Genomic DNA, 16,262 nt, shown 5'->3' with positions numbered 1-16,262 from the left:
GAAGGGTAGCCTAACCTAAGGGTTCCCTGACCGGGTGGGCGTCGGGTACTGCCTGGATAGGCTGCGCGCGTGGCCCTCACCTTCCCTGACGCCGACCGCACCGAACTCGCCGTCCTCGGCTCCCCGATCGCGCACTCGCTCTCCCCCACGCTGCACGCTGCGGCCTACGACGTGCTCGGGGTGCCGTTCTCGTACGGGAGGCACGAGGTCGCCTCCGGTGGGCTCGCCGCGTTCGTCGCGGGGCTCGGCTCCGAGTGGCGTGGGCTCAGTCTCACGATGCCGCTGAAGCGCGAGGTGCTCCCTCTGCTCGACCGGACGACCCCGCTCGTCGATGAGCTCGGCGTCGCGAACACCGTCGCGTTCCGCCGCGAGGGGTCGTCGGTCTTCCTGGCCGGAGCGAACACCGACGTCGAGGGGATCGTCCGCCCGGTCGCCGCACTCGGTCACGTGCCGGGTGAGGCCACGATCCTGGGCGGCGGGGCGACCGCGGCGAGCGCCCTCACCGCGTCCCTGCGACTCGGCGCTTCGCTGGTCCGGGTGTTCTTGCGCGACACCGGCAAGGCGGGTGACCTGGTGCTGCTGGCGGCTCGACTCGGTGTAACGCTCGAGGTCCACGACCTGCGGGACCTCGGTTCGGCGGACCCCATGGGCTTCGTGGTGTCGACGCTGCCGGGGGGCGCGGCGGACGAACTGCCCCTCGTGCCGTCCGGTCCGGACGCGGTGCTGTTCGACGTGGCGTACGAGCCGTGGCCGACCCGGTCCGCCACGGCGTGGACGGCGGCGGGCGGCCGGGTGCTGAACGGCCTCGACATGCTCAGCGAGCAGGCGATCGGGCAGATCCGGTTCTTCCTGACCGGGGACGAGGATGAACTGCTGCCGTCCGAGGCCGAGGTCCGCCGGGCCATGCGCGCTGCCGTGGGCCTGCCGGAGACCATCGGCTGACGCGGGCCCTGCGGCGAGACGCCCCCGTCTCCGTCCGGCGCCGCCGAGCACTCGAGACGCCCCCGACTTCCGCGGCGTCTCGATCAGACCGCGGCGTCTCACCGAGACGCCGGCGTCTCGGCGGACGCCCAGACGGACCGCGCCCCAGCTCGAGGCCTCAGCCCACGACGCCGTCCACGTAGTACCAGTGCCCGCCCTCGCGGACGAAGTCACTCGTCTCCTCGAGCGTCCCGCGCTCGGTGTCGGAGCGCCACCACGCGCGGAAGGTGACGGTGCCGGCGGAGTCGAACGGGCCTCCCGACCGGGTGCCGATGATGTCGAGCCGCGTCCAGCGCTGCCCGGGGTCCAGGTCGAGCGACTCCGGCCGGGTGCGCGGGTGCCAGCTGCGGAGCAGGTACTCCGGCAGGCCGAGCGCGAAGGCGGAGAACCGCGACCGCATCAGCCGTTCGGCGGTGGGTGCGGGCGCACCGGCATGGAGGGGGCCGCAGCACTCGTCGTAGGGGTTGCCGCTCAGGCAGGGGCAGCGGTCGGGGCTCACCGCTCCAGCCTAGGGAGCGGTGAGCCCCGCGAGCGCCTCAGTCGACGAGCGAGAGCGTCACCGTGATGTTGCCGCGCGTGGCGTTCGAGTACGGGCAGATTGTGTGCGCGAGCTCGACCAGCCGCTGTCGTTCGGGTCCGGCGACGCTCGGTGCGTAGACGTCGAGCTCGACGGCCAGGCCGAAGCCGCCTGAGCCGTTGCCGCCGATGCTGACCTCGGCGGAGACCTCGGCGCCGGTGGTGTCCAGCGTCAGCTCACGGCCGGCGGCGTGCAGCGCGCCGAGGAAGCAGGCCGCGTACCCGGCGGCGAAGAGCTGCTCGGGGTTGGTGCCCTCGCCGCTGCCGCCCATCTCCTTCGGCGGTCGGGTGTCGAGGTCGATGCGGTCGTCCTCGGTGCGGACGTGTCCGTCGCGGCCGCCTCCGGTGGCGTGGGCGGCTGCGGTGTAGACGATGTCGAGACTCATGGCGCCAGGTGATCGACCGTCGCTGGACGATCGCTGTGGAGGCCCGGGGTCGCGCGACCGGGGCGCCGCACCACCGCAGATGGCCGGGCGTGTCCGAGCGATCCTCAGCGGGAGCCGGTAGACAGGGGCCGTGTTCCGACTGGGGTGGCAGGTGTTCCGTGCGCGGTTCGGCGAGGACGTCTCGCCCAAGCGCTTCCGACGAGCCGTCATCGGGGGCGTCGTCGTGGGACTCCTCGCAGCCCTGGTGCTCGGCCTCACCGCCGTGAACACCGGCTGGATCGACTCCGGACCCGTCCGGGCGACGATCGTGGTGGTGCTCACCTTGCTGGCCGCCGGCCTGGTCACCGTCGGGTGCTTCCCGCTCGCGCAGACCCAGGAGCCGCTCGCCACGATCGACGGCGAAACGGTCCGACCGGAGACGATGCGGCTGGCCCGCGACTCCGTGCAGCGCTACCTGGTCCGGCAGCCGCCTGAGATGCGACCCGAGGACCGCGCCGACGTCCTGCACGACACGGCACTGGTGCGGCGGACGCTCGTGGTCGACGTCGCACGGGCCGCAGCGGTGCTGATCGGCTGCTCGCTCGCGGGCATCGCGCTGCTCACCACCGGCGAACGGGCCACGGTGGGCTTCACGATGACACTCCTGGTCGCCTGGACCCTCCCCTCCACGTTCCGGCAGCTCGGCCGGACCGAGCGTGCGCACCGCGCCGCCGCCGCATTGCCACCGTCCGAGACGGCAGCCACGCCCCCGACCGCACGCAACCGGTTCCCGTCCGGATCGAAGATCGGGCTGCCCGGAGACTGACCCGGAAGCGAGCGACGCCAGGCGTCGCGCGGGACAGGATGAGCGCATGGACCCCCGCCAGCTCTTCGCCACGACCGCAGCCTGGTTCGTCGAGGTCGTCGATGCCCTACCGACGTCGGCGGACGACCCCGCGCTCTGGACCGCCCCGGCGCTCGGCGTCTGGGACGTCCGCGCCCTCGTCGGACACACGAACCGGGCACTGCTGACCGTCGCCGCCTACCTGTCGGCGAAGGACTCCCCCGACGAGTCCCACGACGTCGTGGACGCCGTCGGCTACCTCCGCGCCACCGCGGGCTCCGTCGCCGATCCCGACGACGTCGCCGCCCGGGGCGTCGCCGCCGGTGCTGCGCTCGGTCCCGAACCGGCAGCTGCGGTGGCCCTGGCTCGCGACCGCGCACTCGCTGCGGTCGACACCGCCGGACGGGAGGCCCGCATCACCGTCGTGGGCGGCCTCCGCCTCCCCGTGGACGAGTACCTCCGCACCCGGGTGCTGGAACTCGTCGTGCACGGGGACGACCTGGTGCGTGCGGTCGCCGGGGCCGGCCACGTCGTGGACGTCGCGGTGCCGGTGGAGGCGGTGCGGGCCTCCAGTCTGTTGCTCACCGAGGCGGCGGTCCGGCGTGGGGACGGGCCGCTGTTACTGCGGGCACTGTCGGGCCGCGGGGCGTTGCCTGCGGGCTACAGCGCACTGTGACCAGCACCCGCGTCGGCGGCTCCGTGCACACTGGGCTCATGTGTGGCCGCTTCGTCGTCTCCGACACCACCGCTGACCTGCTGCCCGAACTCGTCGGGGAGCTCGCGGCGCGCACCGAGCACGTCGACGAGGACACCGGCGAGGTCCACGCCGGCCTCGCGCCGAGCTGGAACGTCGCGCCGACCGACCCCGTGTACGCGGTCCGGCAGCGCCACGGGCAGCGTGAACTGCCGCAGGTCAGCTGGGGCTTCGTGCCGAGCTGGGCGAAGGACTTCCAGAAGCAGCGCCCGAAGCCGATCAACGCCCGCATCGAGACCGTCGCCACGAGCGGCATGTTCAAGCGGGCGTTCGCGACGAACCGGTGCATCGTGCCGGCGCAGGGCTACTACGAGTGGGTCGTGCGCGAGGACGGCAAGGAGCCGCACTTCGTCCACGAGCCCGGCGGAGCGCTGGCGATGGCCGGTGTCGTCAGCGCCTGGCCCGACCCCACGAAGCCCGAGGACGACCCGGACAAGTGGCGGCTGTCGCTCGCGATCATCACGCGGGACGCCCACGTCGCTCCGGGTGAGGTGCACGACCGGATGCCGGCGTTCCTGACCCCGGATGGCTACGACGCCTGGCTCGGCGACGGTGCCGGCGCGAACGACCTGCTCGCCCTCCTCGACCGTGAGTCACTCGAGGTCGCGGCAGGCCTCGAGCAGTACGAGGTCGCTCGGACAGTGAACAGCGTGCGGAACGACGGGCCGCACCTCATCGAGCCGCTGTTCTGATCGCTCAACCATCCCTAGGGATCGATCTCTCCGTCACCGCGATGCGAGACCTCCGAGGTAGGCGGTGAGGACGCGATGTGAGTCGATCGGGCCGACGCGAGCGATGCGGTAGAGCAGGAGCGCGTCGACCAGGCCGACGAAGTCGACCGCGGCCACAGGGGCATCGGGCACGCCCAGCGCGCGGAGGATCTGCTCTGCGGTGGCGATGAGTGCGGCGCGGACGGGGTCCGCCGCGGTCAGGGGCGTCCGCAGCGCATCGTCGGCCCGCAGTTCGGCGAGCAACGCCAGTCGCGCTGCCTGGGCATCGTGCTCGCGCGCCAGTGTCTCGAGGAACGCCTCCGCGATGCCGGTCGCGGCATCGACGTTGAGGACGGGAGGCACGGCCACGGTCTCGAGCGTGGTCGCGAGGCGTTCGGAGATCCGAGCGACCACGAGGGCCGTGAGTTCGTTCCGGCTCCGCGCGTAGTACGAGGTCGATCCCGCTGGGACCCCGGCCTCTGCGTCGACCGCCCGGTGCGTCAGCGCGCGCACGCCCTCGCGTGCGACCAGCCGCAGACCAGCGTCTGCCAGGGACTTCCGCCGCTCGGACACCAGTCGATCGTAGTATCCTCTACATCTGTAGAGACACGAGGGGGACAGCATGCAGGTTGCAGTGGTGGGTGGGGGCGCTTCCGGACGCGCGATCGAACGGGCGCTGCAGGCACGGGGGTGCGACGTGACGCGACATTCGCGAGCGACCGGTTTCGACGTGCTCCGTGACGACGCCACGAAGCGACTGGCGGGAGCTGACGTCATCGTCGAGGCGACCGGCATGTTCACCACGAGCCGGCGGCGCGCCACCGACTTCTTCGGCCACTCGACACGAGCGATCGCCGCAGCCGCGACGGACCTCCAGGCGCACCACGTGCTCCTGTCGATCGTCAACTGCACGCTGCCCGCGGTGCAGGGGTACGGGTACTTCGCAGGCAAGACCATCCAGGAGCAGATCGCGAGGGACGTGAGCCCGCGACTCACGATCGTGCGCTCGACACAGTGGTTCGAGTTCGCTCGACAGAACCTCGAGCGGATGCGGACCGGGCCGTTCGCACTCGTGCCCGGCATGACCATCGCGCCGGTCGCACTCGACAGCGTCGCGACGGTCGTCGCCGACGTCGCCGCGGGCCTCCGGACCGAGACAGAGGTCGACGTTGCGGGCCCGGAGACGATGACGCTGTGGGAGATGACGCGGTCCCTGCCCGACCGGGGTGTGGTCGCGGTCCCGGTGCCGATCCCGGGCGCGATGGGGCGGGCCTTCCGGAACGGGGCGCTGGTTCCCGGAGCAGACGCCGAGGTCATCGGTCCGCGGTTCACAGAGTGGCTGGGGCGCCAGGAGGCAGCGGGCTCCGCAGCACGATGAGCAGACTCGCCACTGTCTACGGTGGTGCCATGCGGTCCCTCACCACCCTCGACGCTTGGTCGGCGGACGACGTCGAAGCGGTCTTCGCCCTCGCTGACGCCTACGACCAGGGCCGCGGTCCGACGACGCAGGGCGCAGCCGTCCTCTTCTTCCCGTCGACGAGCCTGCGCACGCGTGTGACGTTCGAACGCGGAGCGTCCCTGATGGGCTTGCAGCCGATCGTGTTCCCGGACACGACGCTCGACAAACCGGAGGCGCTCGCGGACGTCGCCGAGTACCTGGCTCCTTGGGCCGACATCGTCGTGGCCCGGCACCCGGACCTGGCGGTCATCGAGCAGCTGGACGCGGCACAGGCGCTGCCCGTCGTGAACGCGATGACCGACGAGAACCATCCGTGCGAGGTGCTCGCCGACCTGTTCTCGCTGCGCCGACACGGCGACATCACCGCGCTCCGCTTCCTCTTCGTGGGCGCGGACGGCAACATCGCCCGCGCCTGGCAAGAGGCCGCTCGCGTCCTGCAGCTCGACCTGGTGCAGTGCTGCCCCGCTGAGCTCGCGACTCCGGGTGCGGTCTGGACCGACGACCTGGAGGCTGCGGTCCGGTCAGCAGACGTGGTCCTGACCGACGGACCCGGCCGTCATGCCGACGCGCTCGCGCCGTTCCGCGTCACCGCGGAACTGCTCGACCGGGCGCCGGTCGGAGTCCGCTTCGCGCCCTGCCCGCCGTTCATCCGCGGCCGAGAGGTGAGCGCCGACGCGATCGACCACCCCGCCTTCGTCGGGCACGCCTTCAAGGGACCGCTGCTCCCCGTGCAGCAGGCCGTCATGGCGCTCTGTCTGGACCTCGGATGATTCCAGAGCCGTGCGACCAGCCGAAGCCGGTGTGCCTCCCGGGGTGACACCGACGATGCAGAGTCGTAGCGTGTCAGGAAGTCGAACGAGGGGACGACCATGAAGTGGACAGCCAGTGACGTCGTCATCGCGGTCTGTGCGGGGATCTGCCTGGTGCTCGGAGTCGTGGTGGCACCGGCCGCATCCGGATCGGTCTGGATCCCGGTGCTGATCGGGCTCGCGCTGATGGTGATGCTCGTGCAGGTCCGACGGCAGCGGAGCCGTCGCGTCGGATGACCCGTCGCTTCGGTACCGTGCTCGTGTGTCGTCGCTGAACCTCCCGGTCTTCTCCTGCAGCCTCGACCCGGCGAGCGTGAGTCGCCGTCTCGCCGAGCACACGGCTGACGCCATCTCCTCGCAGGGGCATCGGAGCACGGTCGTCGATCTGGCGGACGTCTCGCTGCCGCCGTTCGACAACGACGGTGTCTTCGACAGCGACGAGTTCAGCGCCGTGCACCGCGTCATCGACGAAGCGGACGGCGTCGTCCTCGCCTTCCCGATCTACAACTGGGCGCCGTCATCGACGGTGAAGTCGCTCATCGAGTCCACCGGCGCGACCGGTGCAGGTCGGCGCGCGGCATGGTTCGACAAGGTCGTCACGTTCGTCTGCGCTGCCGGTCTGCCGCACAGCACGATGGCGACCGGACCACTCGCGCAGTCATTGATGCTGGACTTCAAGTGCATCGTGAACCCCTACACGGCGTACTTCTCCGAGCGGGACTGGGACGGCGACCAGCTGCGGCCGGACCGCGCCGATCGTCTCGACAAGACGGTGTCGGTCCACGTCGAACTGGCACGACTGCTGCAGTGCAGGACGTACTCGTCGGACTGGGAGGTCTGACGGCGACGAGCACCAGCCGGGAGGCGCGGCATCCGTCCGTCAGACGAGCTCACGTCGGTAGAACACGAGCGCTGCGCCGCGCCGGACCTCGACGAAGCCGTTCTTCTCGAGGACCCGCTGCGAGGCGACGTTCGCGACGTCGGTGTCCGCGACGGCCGCCCGTGCCCCGTTGTCGGCCGCATGCTGGAGTGCCAGCTCGACGGCCTCGGTCGCGATTCCTGCGCCCCGGGCCGACGGGACGAGCCCGTACCCGAACTCCACGGTCCCGGTGCCGTCCGGCGGCCCGAAGAACCCGATGCCGCCGACCGCCGAGCCGTCCGATCGCCGTCGGACCAGGTACATGGTGAAGACCGGGTCGGTGCTCGATGCGGCCGCGAGCGACCGCAGCGGGTCGAGCTCGTCCGCGAACGGGTACTCCGGATGCCAGTCGTCCCCCGGCTGCTCGTCACGCGCGACGATGCGGCGCGCGAGCTCCGGCGAGATGACGCCGAGCACGGTTCGACCACCGACGAGGACCACACCCCGACAGTACTGTCGTCGGATGCACTGCACGTTCCCCACCCACCCCGAGGTCGTCGTGGACCCCGCCGTGCCGATCGAGGACTGGGGCCTGTCACCGCAGGGAGCTGCTCGCGCCGGACGTGCCGCTTCTGTCCTGGCCCGGCCGGAGCGGCTGGTCAGCAGCACCGAGCGGAAGGCGCTCGACACCGCCGCGGTGCTCGCCAGGTCGTGGCAGCTCGACGCCGAAGTCGACGCGCGACTGGGCGAGATGGACCGCAGCGCCACGGGCTACCTCGACCCGCAGGAGTTCGAGCCGACCGTCGATGCGTTCTTCGCCCGGCCCCTGGAGTCGGTCCGCGGATGGGAACGGGCCGTCGATGCCCAGCGCAGGGTCGAGCACGCGGTCCGTCAGCTCGTCGCCGAGCCCCCGCAGCGGTCGATCGTGTTCGTGGCGCACGGCGGGGTCGGGGCGCTCCTGCTGGCGAGCCTCACCCGGGTCCCGATCATCCGCGAGCTCGACCAGCCGGGCATGGGCAGCATGTTCCGGTTCGACCCGACGCGCTGGGAGGCACTGTCCACCTGGCAACGGATCGCCTGAAACAGCGGGTCGGCTGACGCGACGGATCGAACGGCGGCGATCCCCGGTCAGGGACCCGGAGTGAAGCCGGGCAGCAGCCCCACACCCAACCCGACCACCAGCGGTGCCAGCACGACGACGAAAGCGCCGATCCCCACCACCACGGCGCCGACCAGCGACACGAGCGCGGTCAGCAGCCCGAGGAGCCCCACGAGTCCGGCCGCCCGTCCGGCGTCGCCGCCGCCCGGAACAGCGGTCATCGCGCTCGAGAACAGGGCGCGCATCGGGTCGTCAGCCATCCCGGCACAGTAGCCCGGCAACCCGGGGGTCAGCCCCACCCCGTTCCGGCAGGTGGCCACATTCTGGGGCAGGCACACCGCCGAGACGATGGACACATGACCTCGACGCAGTACCGCACCACGAACGACACCACAGCCGACACCACCCAGACCACCACCCGATCCGAGCGTTCGGCCCTCACCTCCGCGGTCGGCGTCCTCGGCATGGGCGTCATCGTCCTGGCCCTCGCCGGCTGCAGTGTCGTGAAGCCGTACCTGCCCGAGCAGCAGGAGCACTTCGACACCTACGCCGATGCCCCGTCGACGGCGAACTCCGAGGACCTCGCCTGGTTCATGCCGAAGTGGGTGCCGGCGGATGCGAAGGACATCGACGTCCGGCTCGACACGAGCAAGCCCGGCTACGTCATCGGCTTCACGTCGGCCGACGGGGTCGACACGAGCGCGTGCAAGTCGGTCGACGGCGCGAAGGGCGGGCCGGCGATGACCGCGGGCTTCCTGCCCGACCGGCTGCCGACGACGTCCCTCGTCACCTGCGGCGACGGCCGCCTCACGACCGAGGTCGACGGCCGCTGGTACGGCTGGACCCCGATCGAGCCGGTGGCGTCCGATGAGAACGACACGCTCCGCGCCGACTGACGGGCCGCGCCCGCGCCACACACGGACGGGAGGCCCGGATCACGTGAGCCGGTCGGCTGACGTGATCCGGGCCTCCCGGCTGTCACGGATGTCCGGACGACGCCTACCGGCGCCGGCGCGGTCCGATCGGCCCGGTCTCCTCGACCGATCCGTCGGCCAGCATCCGCCGTCGGAGCAGCAGCGCTGCCCCGGCCAGCAGCAGTGCGAGCGCCCCGAGCCCGAGCCCTGCCAGGCCCGTGCTGCCGGTGAAGGCGAGCTGCGCCACGTGGGCGACGGCTGCGATCCCGACCGGGTAGGTGACGGTGATCGTCGCGGTGACGACCTGCCCGGCGCTGTCCTGCACGGTGTAGTCGACCTTCTCGGTGCCGTGGAAGCCGCGGGCGGGCGTGAAGGTGACGACCCCGTCCTCCACGTGCCAGCTACCCGAGCCGCGCACGGTGACCCGGTCGGTCATGTGCCCGGTGGCGGGGTCGACCAGGTGCAGCGTGTCGGTGTCGAACGTCGCACCACCGGTCGGGCTGTCGTTGTCGAGCGGCTCGACGGTGACGGTGCGTCCGGTCCGGCCGGTGCCCCGGTCGTCGGTGGCGACCGCCGCGGCGACGACCGTGATGGTCGCGGTCGCACGGGTGGTCTGCCCGGAGGCGTCGGTCACCGTGTACGTGAACGTGTCCCGTCCGGTGAACCGGGCGGCCGGCGTGTAGACGTACGACCCGTCGGGCTGCACGCGGACGGTGCCGTGTGCCGCCGTGCGGGCGAGGGTCGTGGTGAGCCCGGTGCCCGAGTCGTTGCGGAGCAGCCCGTGGCGGGCGTCGACGGCGAGCGCCGTCCCGGCGATCGTGCGGCCGGTGTCGTCGGCCGCGGCGATGCCGACGGTCACGGTGACGCTGGTGTCGACGGTCTGCCCGCTGGCGTCCCGCACCGTGTACGGCACGGTGTCGGTGCCGGAGAACCCGGCGGCCGGCGTGTAGACGAAGGTGCCGTCGGCGGCGATGGTCGCGGTGCCGTGGGCGGCCGTGCCGACGGACAGGACCCGTAGCGTGGTGCCGCGGTCGTTGCCGAGCACGCCGGGTCCGCGGACGGTGACGGCGGTGCCCGCGGTGGTACGGGCGGTGTCGGCGGTCGCGGTCGGGGTGACGTCGATCGCGACCAGGGCGACGGCGGTGTTCTCCTCGGCGTCGTGTGCCGTGTAGGTGAACCAGTCGCGGCCGGACCAGTTCGCGGCCGGGGCGTACACGTACGACCCGTCCTTCGCGAGCCGGAGCGTGCCGTGCTGCGGGTGGAGGTCGACCGAGGCCCAGAGTCCGGTGCCGGAGTCGTCGGACAGGACGCCGTGCGTGCGGGCCATCCGGAGGGTGCCGTTGGTGGTCGTGGTGCTCCAGTCGTCGACCGCGACGGCGCCGACCAGGACGGTGACGGTGGCCGTCGTCGTCTGCCCGGCGGCGTCGGTCACCGTGTAGGTGAAGCGGTCGGTGCCGGAGGACCCGGCGGCCGGCCTGTAGACGAGTCCGCCGTCGGTGCCGGTGGTGACGGTGCCGTGTCGGGCGTCGCCGTGTCCGGTGACGGTGAGGCCGGTGCCGGAGTCGTTGCCGGTGAGGGTGCGACCGGCGATGGTGAGCGCCTGGCCACCGGCGGTGCGGAGGACGTCGGCCGTGGCCGTCGGGGTGACCGTGACGGTGACGGTCGCCGAGGCGGTGCCTCCGGTCGGGTCGACGACGGTGTACCGGAACGTGTCCGTGCCGGAGGACCCGGCCGCCGGGACGTACGTGACGGTCCCGGCGCCGGTGGTGCTCACCGTTCCGTGCGCGGCCGTGCCGACACCGGTGACGCGCAGGCTGGTGCCCGAGTCGTTGCCCGTGACGGGGACGGCGACCGGGCTGCCGGCCGTCGTGGTGGCGGTGTCGTCGACGGCCTTCGGGGCGACGGTGATCGTCACGGTGCCGGTGGTGGTGCCGCCGCTGCCGTCGGTGACGGTCACGTCGAACCCGTCCGGGCCGGAGTACCCCGGCGCGGGGGTGTACGTGTACGAGCCGTCCTTGCCGACCTCGACGGTGCCGTGGTCGGGGGTGCCGTGGCCGGTGACCTCGAGGTCGGTGCCGGTGGAGCCGGTGAGGACGCCCTGTCCGGCGGGGACGACGAGCTGGCCGTCCGCGGTGGCGGTGGCGTCGGGCACGGCGAGCACCGGGATCACCGTGATGGTGAGGGTGCTGGTCGCGGTGCTGCCGATCGCGTCGGTCACGGTGACCGTGACGGTGTCCGTGCCGGACCAGCCGGCGGTGGGGACGTAGGTGACGGTGCCGTCGACGTCGACCGTGGCGGTGCCGTGCGCGCCGTCGGTGACGTCGGTGACGTGCACGCCGGTGCCGGTGTCGTTGGCGGTCAGCGCGGCCGAGGTCGCGGTGACCGGCAGCCCGGCGGTGGTGGTGCGGGTGTCGTCGCCGGCAGCGGGTCGCACGGTGATCGTGACGGTGCCGGTCGCCTTCGCGCCCGCGCCGTCGGTCGCCGTGTAGGTGGCGCGGTCGGTGCCGGAGAACCCGTCGGCCGGCGTGTACGAGTACGAACCGTCGGCGTGCAGGTCGAGGGTGCCGTGTGCGGGCACCTGGTCGACGGTCGCGGTCAGGCCGGTGCCACGGTCGTTCGCCAGGACGCCGTCACCCTCCGCGACGGTGCGCGTGGACCCGGCCGTCGCGGTCACGGTGTCGGGCGCCGCCATCGGGCCGACGACGACGATGACGGTCGCGGTGGCGGACTGGCTGGAGGCATCGGTCACCGTGTACGTGATCGTGTCGGTCCCCGAGAAGCCGGGCGTCGGCGTGTAGCGGACCGTGCCGTCCGTGCCGAGGGTGACGTCGCCGTGGTCGGCACCGCCCGCTTTCGTCACGGCCAGGCCGGTGCCGGAGTCGTTGCCGAGCAGCGTCGCCGCCGGGATCGACACGGGCTTGCCGGCTGCGGTCCCGACGGTGTCGGTCATCGCGACCGGGAGGACCGTGACGGTCACCGTCGACAGCCCGCTCGGGCGTCCACTGGCGTCCGTCACCCGGTAGGTGAACGTGTCCGTCCCCGAGGTCCCGGCAGCCGGTGCGTAGGTGACCGTGCCGTCCCGCTCGAGGACGACGCTGCCGTGTGCGGGCGCCCCGACGAGCTCGGTGTGCAGGCCGACGCCGGAGTCGTTCGCCTGGACGTCGATCGTGACGGGCCAGTTCGCCGAGGTCGTCGCCCGGTCACCCGCGGTCGCCGGCGTGACGACGAGCGTCATCGTGGCGGTGGCGGGTGTGCCGGAGGTGTCGGTCACCGTGTAGGTGAACGAGTCGTCGCCGGAGAACCCGTCGACGGGCGTGTACTTCACCGCGCCGGTGGCGTCGTCGAGCACCAGGACGCCGTGGCCCGGCTCGGTGTGCCGGGTGATGGTCAGGCCGGTGCCGTGGTCGTTGCCGAGAACCCCGGTGGCGGGGGTCGTGCGGGTGAGGGTCTCCCCCGCACGGACGGTGCCGGCGTCATCGGTCGCGACCGGGGCGACGAGGACACGGACGGTGGCGGTGCTGGTGTTCCCGGTGGCGTCGGTCACCGTGTAGGAGAACGAGTCGGTGCCCGAGGTCCCGTCGGCCGGGGTGATGGTGATCGAGCCGTCGGCGCCGAGGACGACGGTGGTGTGCGCACCGTCGGTGACCGCGGTGACGGTCAGGCCGGTGCCGGCGTCGTTGCCGGTGAGGGTGCCCGCGGTGACGACGAGCGGCGTGCCGGCCGTCGTGGTGAGGCGGTCGTCCTGTGCGTTCGGTCGCACGGTCACGGTGACGAGCCCGGTGGACTTCCCGCCGGAGCCGTCGGTCGCCGTGTAGGTGAAGGTGTCCGTGCCGGAGAACCCGTCGGCCGGCGTGTAGGTGTACGAGCCGTCGGCGTGCAGGTCGAGCGTGCCGTTCGCCGGCGCACGGTCGGTCCTCGCCCGGAGGTCGGAACCCTGGTCGTTGGCGAGCACGCCGTCGGCCGTGGCCACGGTCAGGGTCGTGCCGGCGGTGGCGGTCGCGGTGTCGGCCTTCGCCATCGGCCCGACGACGACCGTGATCGTCGCGGTGGTCGACTGCCCGGAGGCATCGGTCACCGTGTACGTGACGGTGTCGGTCCCCGAGAAGCCGGGCTTGGCGGCGTACGTGATCGTGCCGTCCGTGCCGAGTGTCACGTCGGCGTGCGACGTCCCGGTGGCCTTCGTGACGGTCAGGCCGGTGCCGGAGTCGTTGCCGAGCAGGGTCGCGGCCGGGATCGTCAGGGTCTTCGTGGCCTGCGCGGATGCGGCATCACCGTTCGCGACCGGGGTCACGGTCACGGTGACGGTCACCGGGGCGGTCGTGCTCCCCGCGGCGTCGGTCACCGTGTAGGTGAAGGAGTCCGTCCCCGAGGTGCCGACGGCGGGCGTGTACTGCACGGTGCCGTCGGTGGCGACCGCGACCGTGCCGTGCTGGGGCTGGCCGGCGACCGTGGTGGTCAGGCCGGTGCCGGAGTCGTTCGCCTGCACGTCGATGACGACCGGGTGGTCGGCGGGCGTGGTCGCGGTGTCGGCGGTGGCCACGGGGCGGACCGTGATCGTCACCGTGGCGGACGTCGCCGCACCGGACCCGTCGGTCGCCGAGTAGTCGAAGCGGTCCGTCCCGGAGAAGCCCGCGGTCGGCGTGTACGTGTACGTGCCGGCGGTGGCGTCGAGCACCAGCGTGCCGTGGCCCGGTGCCGTGGAGCTCGTGATGGTCAGGGCCGTGCCGGAGTCGTTGCCCAGGACGCCGGTGGCACGGGTGGTCGTGCTGACCGAGCTGCCGGCGTCGACGGTCGCGGTGTCGTCGACGGCCTTCGGGGCGACCCGGACCGTGACGGTGACGGTGTCGGACTCGCCGTTGCCGTCGGTGATCGTCACGTCGAAGCCGTCCGGCCCGGAGTACCCCGGCGCCGGCGTGTACGTGGTCGTGCCGTCCGTGCCGACCGTGACCGTGCCGTGCGCGGGCGTCGTGGTGTCCGTGACGGTCAGGCCCGAGCCGAGGTCGTTGCCGAGCAGTCCCGGAGCGGCGACGGTCGTGGTCTGACCGGCGGTCGCGGTGACGGTGTCGGCCTTCGCGGTCGGCAGCACGGTGATGCTGACGGTGCCGGTGATCGTCGCGCGGGAGCCGTCCTTCGCCGTGTACGTGAAGCTGTCGGCGCCCGAGAAGCGGTCGTCCGGCGTGTACGTGTACGAGCCGTCGGCCGCGAGGGTCACCGAACCGTGGGCCGGCGTCGTGTTGCCGGTGATGCTCAGGCGCGAGCCGTGGTCGTTGGCGAGCAGGCCGTGGGCGGCGTCCGCGGTGGCGGTCGAGCCGGCGTGCACGCTGAACGCGTCGTCGGTGGCGGTCGGGGTGACCGTGATCGTGACCGTACTGGTCGAGGTCTGGCCGCTGCCGTCGGTCGCGGTGTAGTCGAACTGGTCGGTGCCCGAGGACCCGGCGTCCGGTGTGTACGTGAAGCTGCCGTCCGTGGCGCTCATCGTCAGCGTGCCGGAGGTCGGGTCGGTGTGGTTGGTGACCGTCAGCCCGGTGCCACGGTCGTTCGCCAGCACGCCAGCGGCCGGGACCGTGAGGGTGGTGTCGACCGGGGTCGAGTACGTGTCGGCGGTGGTCGAGGCGTGCACGAGCTTGAGCGTGTTCGTGAACGTGACGACGACGTCGGTGCCGTCGGTGCCCACGGCCTGCGGGAACGTGAACGCCGCGGTCTGCCCGGTGCCGGCCGCCACGGCGGTGCCGCTGTTGACGTCGAGCGCCTTCCACGTGGTCGTGTAGTTCGCCAGGTCGGTGGTGCCGGCGGCGGTCTGGGTCACCGTGTACTTCTTGCCCGGCGTGGTGAGGATCGCGCCGGCCTTCTGGTCCTGCAGGCCGGTGGCGCTGCCGGTGGTGCTGGCGCTGGTGCCCTTGCTCGTCGTGGTGATGCCGTCGCCGGTGATCGCGAGACCGAACTGGTCGGTCGCCTTCCACCGCTGGTCGACGCTCGCCCGGCCGGTGACGGTGTCGGCGTAGTTGCAGGTGGCCAGGTCGCTGGCGTTGTAGTTGCCGACGACCGGGAAGCTCCGGACCTGGGCGCCCGACGTGGGGTCGAGCTGCATCAGCGTCGTCGTCGCGGTGGTGTTCGGCGCGGTGCCGGTCGTGACCGAGTTCGAGACGTAGAGGTAACCGTCGGACGAGAACGCGATGCCCGGGCTGTTCGTGCCGGACGGCAGCGTGGCGATCTCGGTGGTGGTCAGCGCCGTGGTGCCCGCCGTGGTGGGGACGGTCTCGGTGTCGACGCGGTACACCTTGTCGGCCGCGACGACGAAGAACAGGCCGCGGGAACTGAACGCGAAGTCGCCGTTGCCGGACTTCAGGCCGTTGATCTGCCCGACCTGCCCGATGGCCTTGCCGGTCGCCGGGTCGTAGGCCAGCAGCGCGCCGGTGTTGTCGCCGTAGTAGTAGATGCCGGTGACCGGGTTGACCGCACCACGAATGACCGAGCGCACCTTGTCGGTCGTCACCGGGGCGGAGGCGGTGTTCGTCTTCGGGTCGAAGGACCGCAGCGTGGCGGTGGTGTTGTTGCCGGCCGCGAACATCGACGTGCCTTCGCGGGAGATCCCGAGGCCGTTGTTCGCGCCCGTGCCGAGGTCGGCCACGTCGACCGTCGTGCCCTTGCTCGCACCCGTCGTGATGTCGATCGCGACGACCTTGCCTGCGCTGTTCGTCGCGTACAGCGTGTTCTGGTCGCAGACGAAGTGGCTGTCCTGCGTCGCCTGCACCGCGGCGGAGGCGGGGGCGGCGGAGACCACGGCGGCGGCACTCAGGCCGGCGCCGACGAGCAGCACGGCGCCGAGCATGGCGAGGGGGCGGAGGCCGAACGCGCGGCGAGGCAGGGCGGTGCCCTGGGGAGCAGGCAGCAT

At 72.2% G+C, this 16,262-nt stretch carries 16 protein-coding genes; 10 read left to right on the top strand and 6 right to left on the bottom strand.

All coding sequences use genetic code 11. The features are described from left to right. Window positions 1-69 precede the first annotated feature (69 nt). Entirely contained in the window at window positions 70-942 is an 873-nt protein-coding gene (locus QCD68_RS04595; protein WP_301222187.1) for a shikimate dehydrogenase family protein, read from the top strand. A 157-nt stretch (window positions 943-1,099) separates the two neighbouring features. On the opposite strand, the gene QCD68_RS04590 is transcribed toward QCD68_RS04595, so the two are convergent. After that, complete coding sequence (locus QCD68_RS04590; RefSeq protein ID WP_301222186.1) at window positions 1,100-1,480, bottom strand: YchJ family protein; 381 nt, start codon at window positions 1,478-1,480, stop codon at window positions 1,100-1,102. Between the two features lie 37 nt (window positions 1,481-1,517). Then, complete coding sequence (locus QCD68_RS04585) at window positions 1,518-1,943, bottom strand: organic hydroperoxide resistance protein (protein ID WP_111074879.1); 426 nt, start codon at window positions 1,941-1,943, stop codon at window positions 1,518-1,520. A 130-nt stretch (window positions 1,944-2,073) separates the two neighbouring features. Here QCD68_RS04585 and QCD68_RS04580 point away from each other — a divergent pair, with 130 nt between their 5' ends. The 3 genes from QCD68_RS04580 to QCD68_RS04570 are packed head-to-tail and all read left to right on the top strand — an operon-like array spanning window position 2,074 to window position 4,212. Then, on the top strand, window positions 2,074-2,748 hold the full coding sequence (locus QCD68_RS04580) for a hypothetical protein (RefSeq protein WP_301222185.1): 675 nt from the start codon (window positions 2,074-2,076) through the stop codon (window positions 2,746-2,748). A 46-nt stretch (window positions 2,749-2,794) separates the two neighbouring features. Then, the gene (locus QCD68_RS04575; RefSeq protein WP_301222184.1) at window positions 2,795-3,442 is read left to right on the top strand and encodes a maleylpyruvate isomerase N-terminal domain-containing protein; all 648 of its coding nucleotides are present in this window, start codon (window positions 2,795-2,797) and stop codon (window positions 3,440-3,442) included. Between the two features lie 38 nt (window positions 3,443-3,480). Continuing rightward, entirely contained in the window at window positions 3,481-4,212 is a 732-nt protein-coding gene (locus tag QCD68_RS04570; protein ID WP_301222183.1) for an SOS response-associated peptidase, read from the top strand. A 33-nt stretch (window positions 4,213-4,245) separates the two neighbouring features. On the opposite strand, the gene QCD68_RS04565 is transcribed toward QCD68_RS04570, so the two are convergent. Next, window positions 4,246-4,803 carry a TetR/AcrR family transcriptional regulator gene (locus tag QCD68_RS04565; RefSeq protein WP_301222182.1) on the bottom strand — a complete coding sequence of 186 codons (558 nt, stop codon included), beginning with the start codon at window positions 4,801-4,803 and terminating at the stop codon, window positions 4,246-4,248. A gap of 124 nt (window positions 4,804-4,927) precedes the next feature. Here QCD68_RS04565 and QCD68_RS04560 point away from each other — a divergent pair, with 124 nt between their 5' ends. The 4 genes from QCD68_RS04560 (at window position 4,928) to QCD68_RS04545 (ending at window position 7,339) form a co-directional block, all read left to right on the top strand. Continuing rightward, window positions 4,928-5,608: a 3-beta hydroxysteroid dehydrogenase gene (locus QCD68_RS04560; RefSeq protein ID WP_301222181.1), complete on the top strand. Its 681-nt coding sequence runs from the start codon at window positions 4,928-4,930 to the stop codon at window positions 5,606-5,608. A gap of 29 nt (window positions 5,609-5,637) precedes the next feature. Then, on the top strand, window positions 5,638-6,459 hold the full coding sequence (locus QCD68_RS04555; protein ID WP_301222180.1) for an ornithine carbamoyltransferase: 822 nt from the start codon (window positions 5,638-5,640) through the stop codon (window positions 6,457-6,459). Window positions 6,460-6,558: 99 nt separating this feature from the next. After that, a complete protein-coding gene (locus tag QCD68_RS04550) occupies window positions 6,559-6,735 on the top strand; it encodes a hypothetical protein (protein ID WP_301222179.1) in 177 nt (58 codons plus the stop codon). Between the two features lie 25 nt (window positions 6,736-6,760). Next, the gene (locus tag QCD68_RS04545) at window positions 6,761-7,339 is read left to right on the top strand and encodes an NADPH-dependent FMN reductase (RefSeq protein WP_301222178.1); all 579 of its coding nucleotides are present in this window, start codon (window positions 6,761-6,763) and stop codon (window positions 7,337-7,339) included. Between the two features lie 39 nt (window positions 7,340-7,378). On the opposite strand, the gene QCD68_RS04540 is transcribed toward QCD68_RS04545, so the two are convergent. Further along, a complete protein-coding gene (locus QCD68_RS04540) occupies window positions 7,379-7,858 on the bottom strand; it encodes a GNAT family N-acetyltransferase (protein ID WP_301222177.1) in 480 nt (159 codons plus the stop codon). Between the two features lie 22 nt (window positions 7,859-7,880). Here QCD68_RS04540 and QCD68_RS04535 point away from each other — a divergent pair, with 22 nt between their 5' ends. Then, the gene (locus tag QCD68_RS04535) at window positions 7,881-8,438 is read left to right on the top strand and encodes a histidine phosphatase family protein (protein ID WP_301222176.1); all 558 of its coding nucleotides are present in this window, start codon (window positions 7,881-7,883) and stop codon (window positions 8,436-8,438) included. A 47-nt stretch (window positions 8,439-8,485) separates the two neighbouring features. Here the strand turns inward: QCD68_RS04535 and QCD68_RS04530 are convergent, their stop codons facing one another. Continuing rightward, window positions 8,486-8,716, bottom strand: a complete 231-nt coding sequence (locus tag QCD68_RS04530) for a hypothetical protein (protein ID WP_301222175.1) — start codon at window positions 8,714-8,716, stop codon at window positions 8,486-8,488. A 96-nt stretch (window positions 8,717-8,812) separates the two neighbouring features. Between QCD68_RS04530 and QCD68_RS04525 the strand changes: the two genes are divergently transcribed. Then, window positions 8,813-9,352: a hypothetical protein gene (locus QCD68_RS04525; protein WP_301222174.1), complete on the top strand. Its 540-nt coding sequence runs from the start codon at window positions 8,813-8,815 to the stop codon at window positions 9,350-9,352. Between the two features lie 103 nt (window positions 9,353-9,455). Here QCD68_RS04525 and QCD68_RS04520 read toward each other — a convergent pair whose 3' ends face one another. Next, on the bottom strand, window positions 9,456-16,262 hold the full coding sequence (locus QCD68_RS04520) for an Ig-like domain-containing protein (RefSeq protein ID WP_301222173.1): 6,807 nt from the start codon (window positions 16,260-16,262) through the stop codon (window positions 9,456-9,458).

The organism is Curtobacterium sp. PsM8 (genome assembly GCF_030433875.1).
Lineage (GTDB): Bacteria > Actinomycetota > Actinomycetes > Actinomycetales > Microbacteriaceae > Curtobacterium.
The sequence above is the reverse complement of the archived record's forward strand: the minus strand, read 5'-3'. Positions and strand labels throughout refer to the sequence as shown.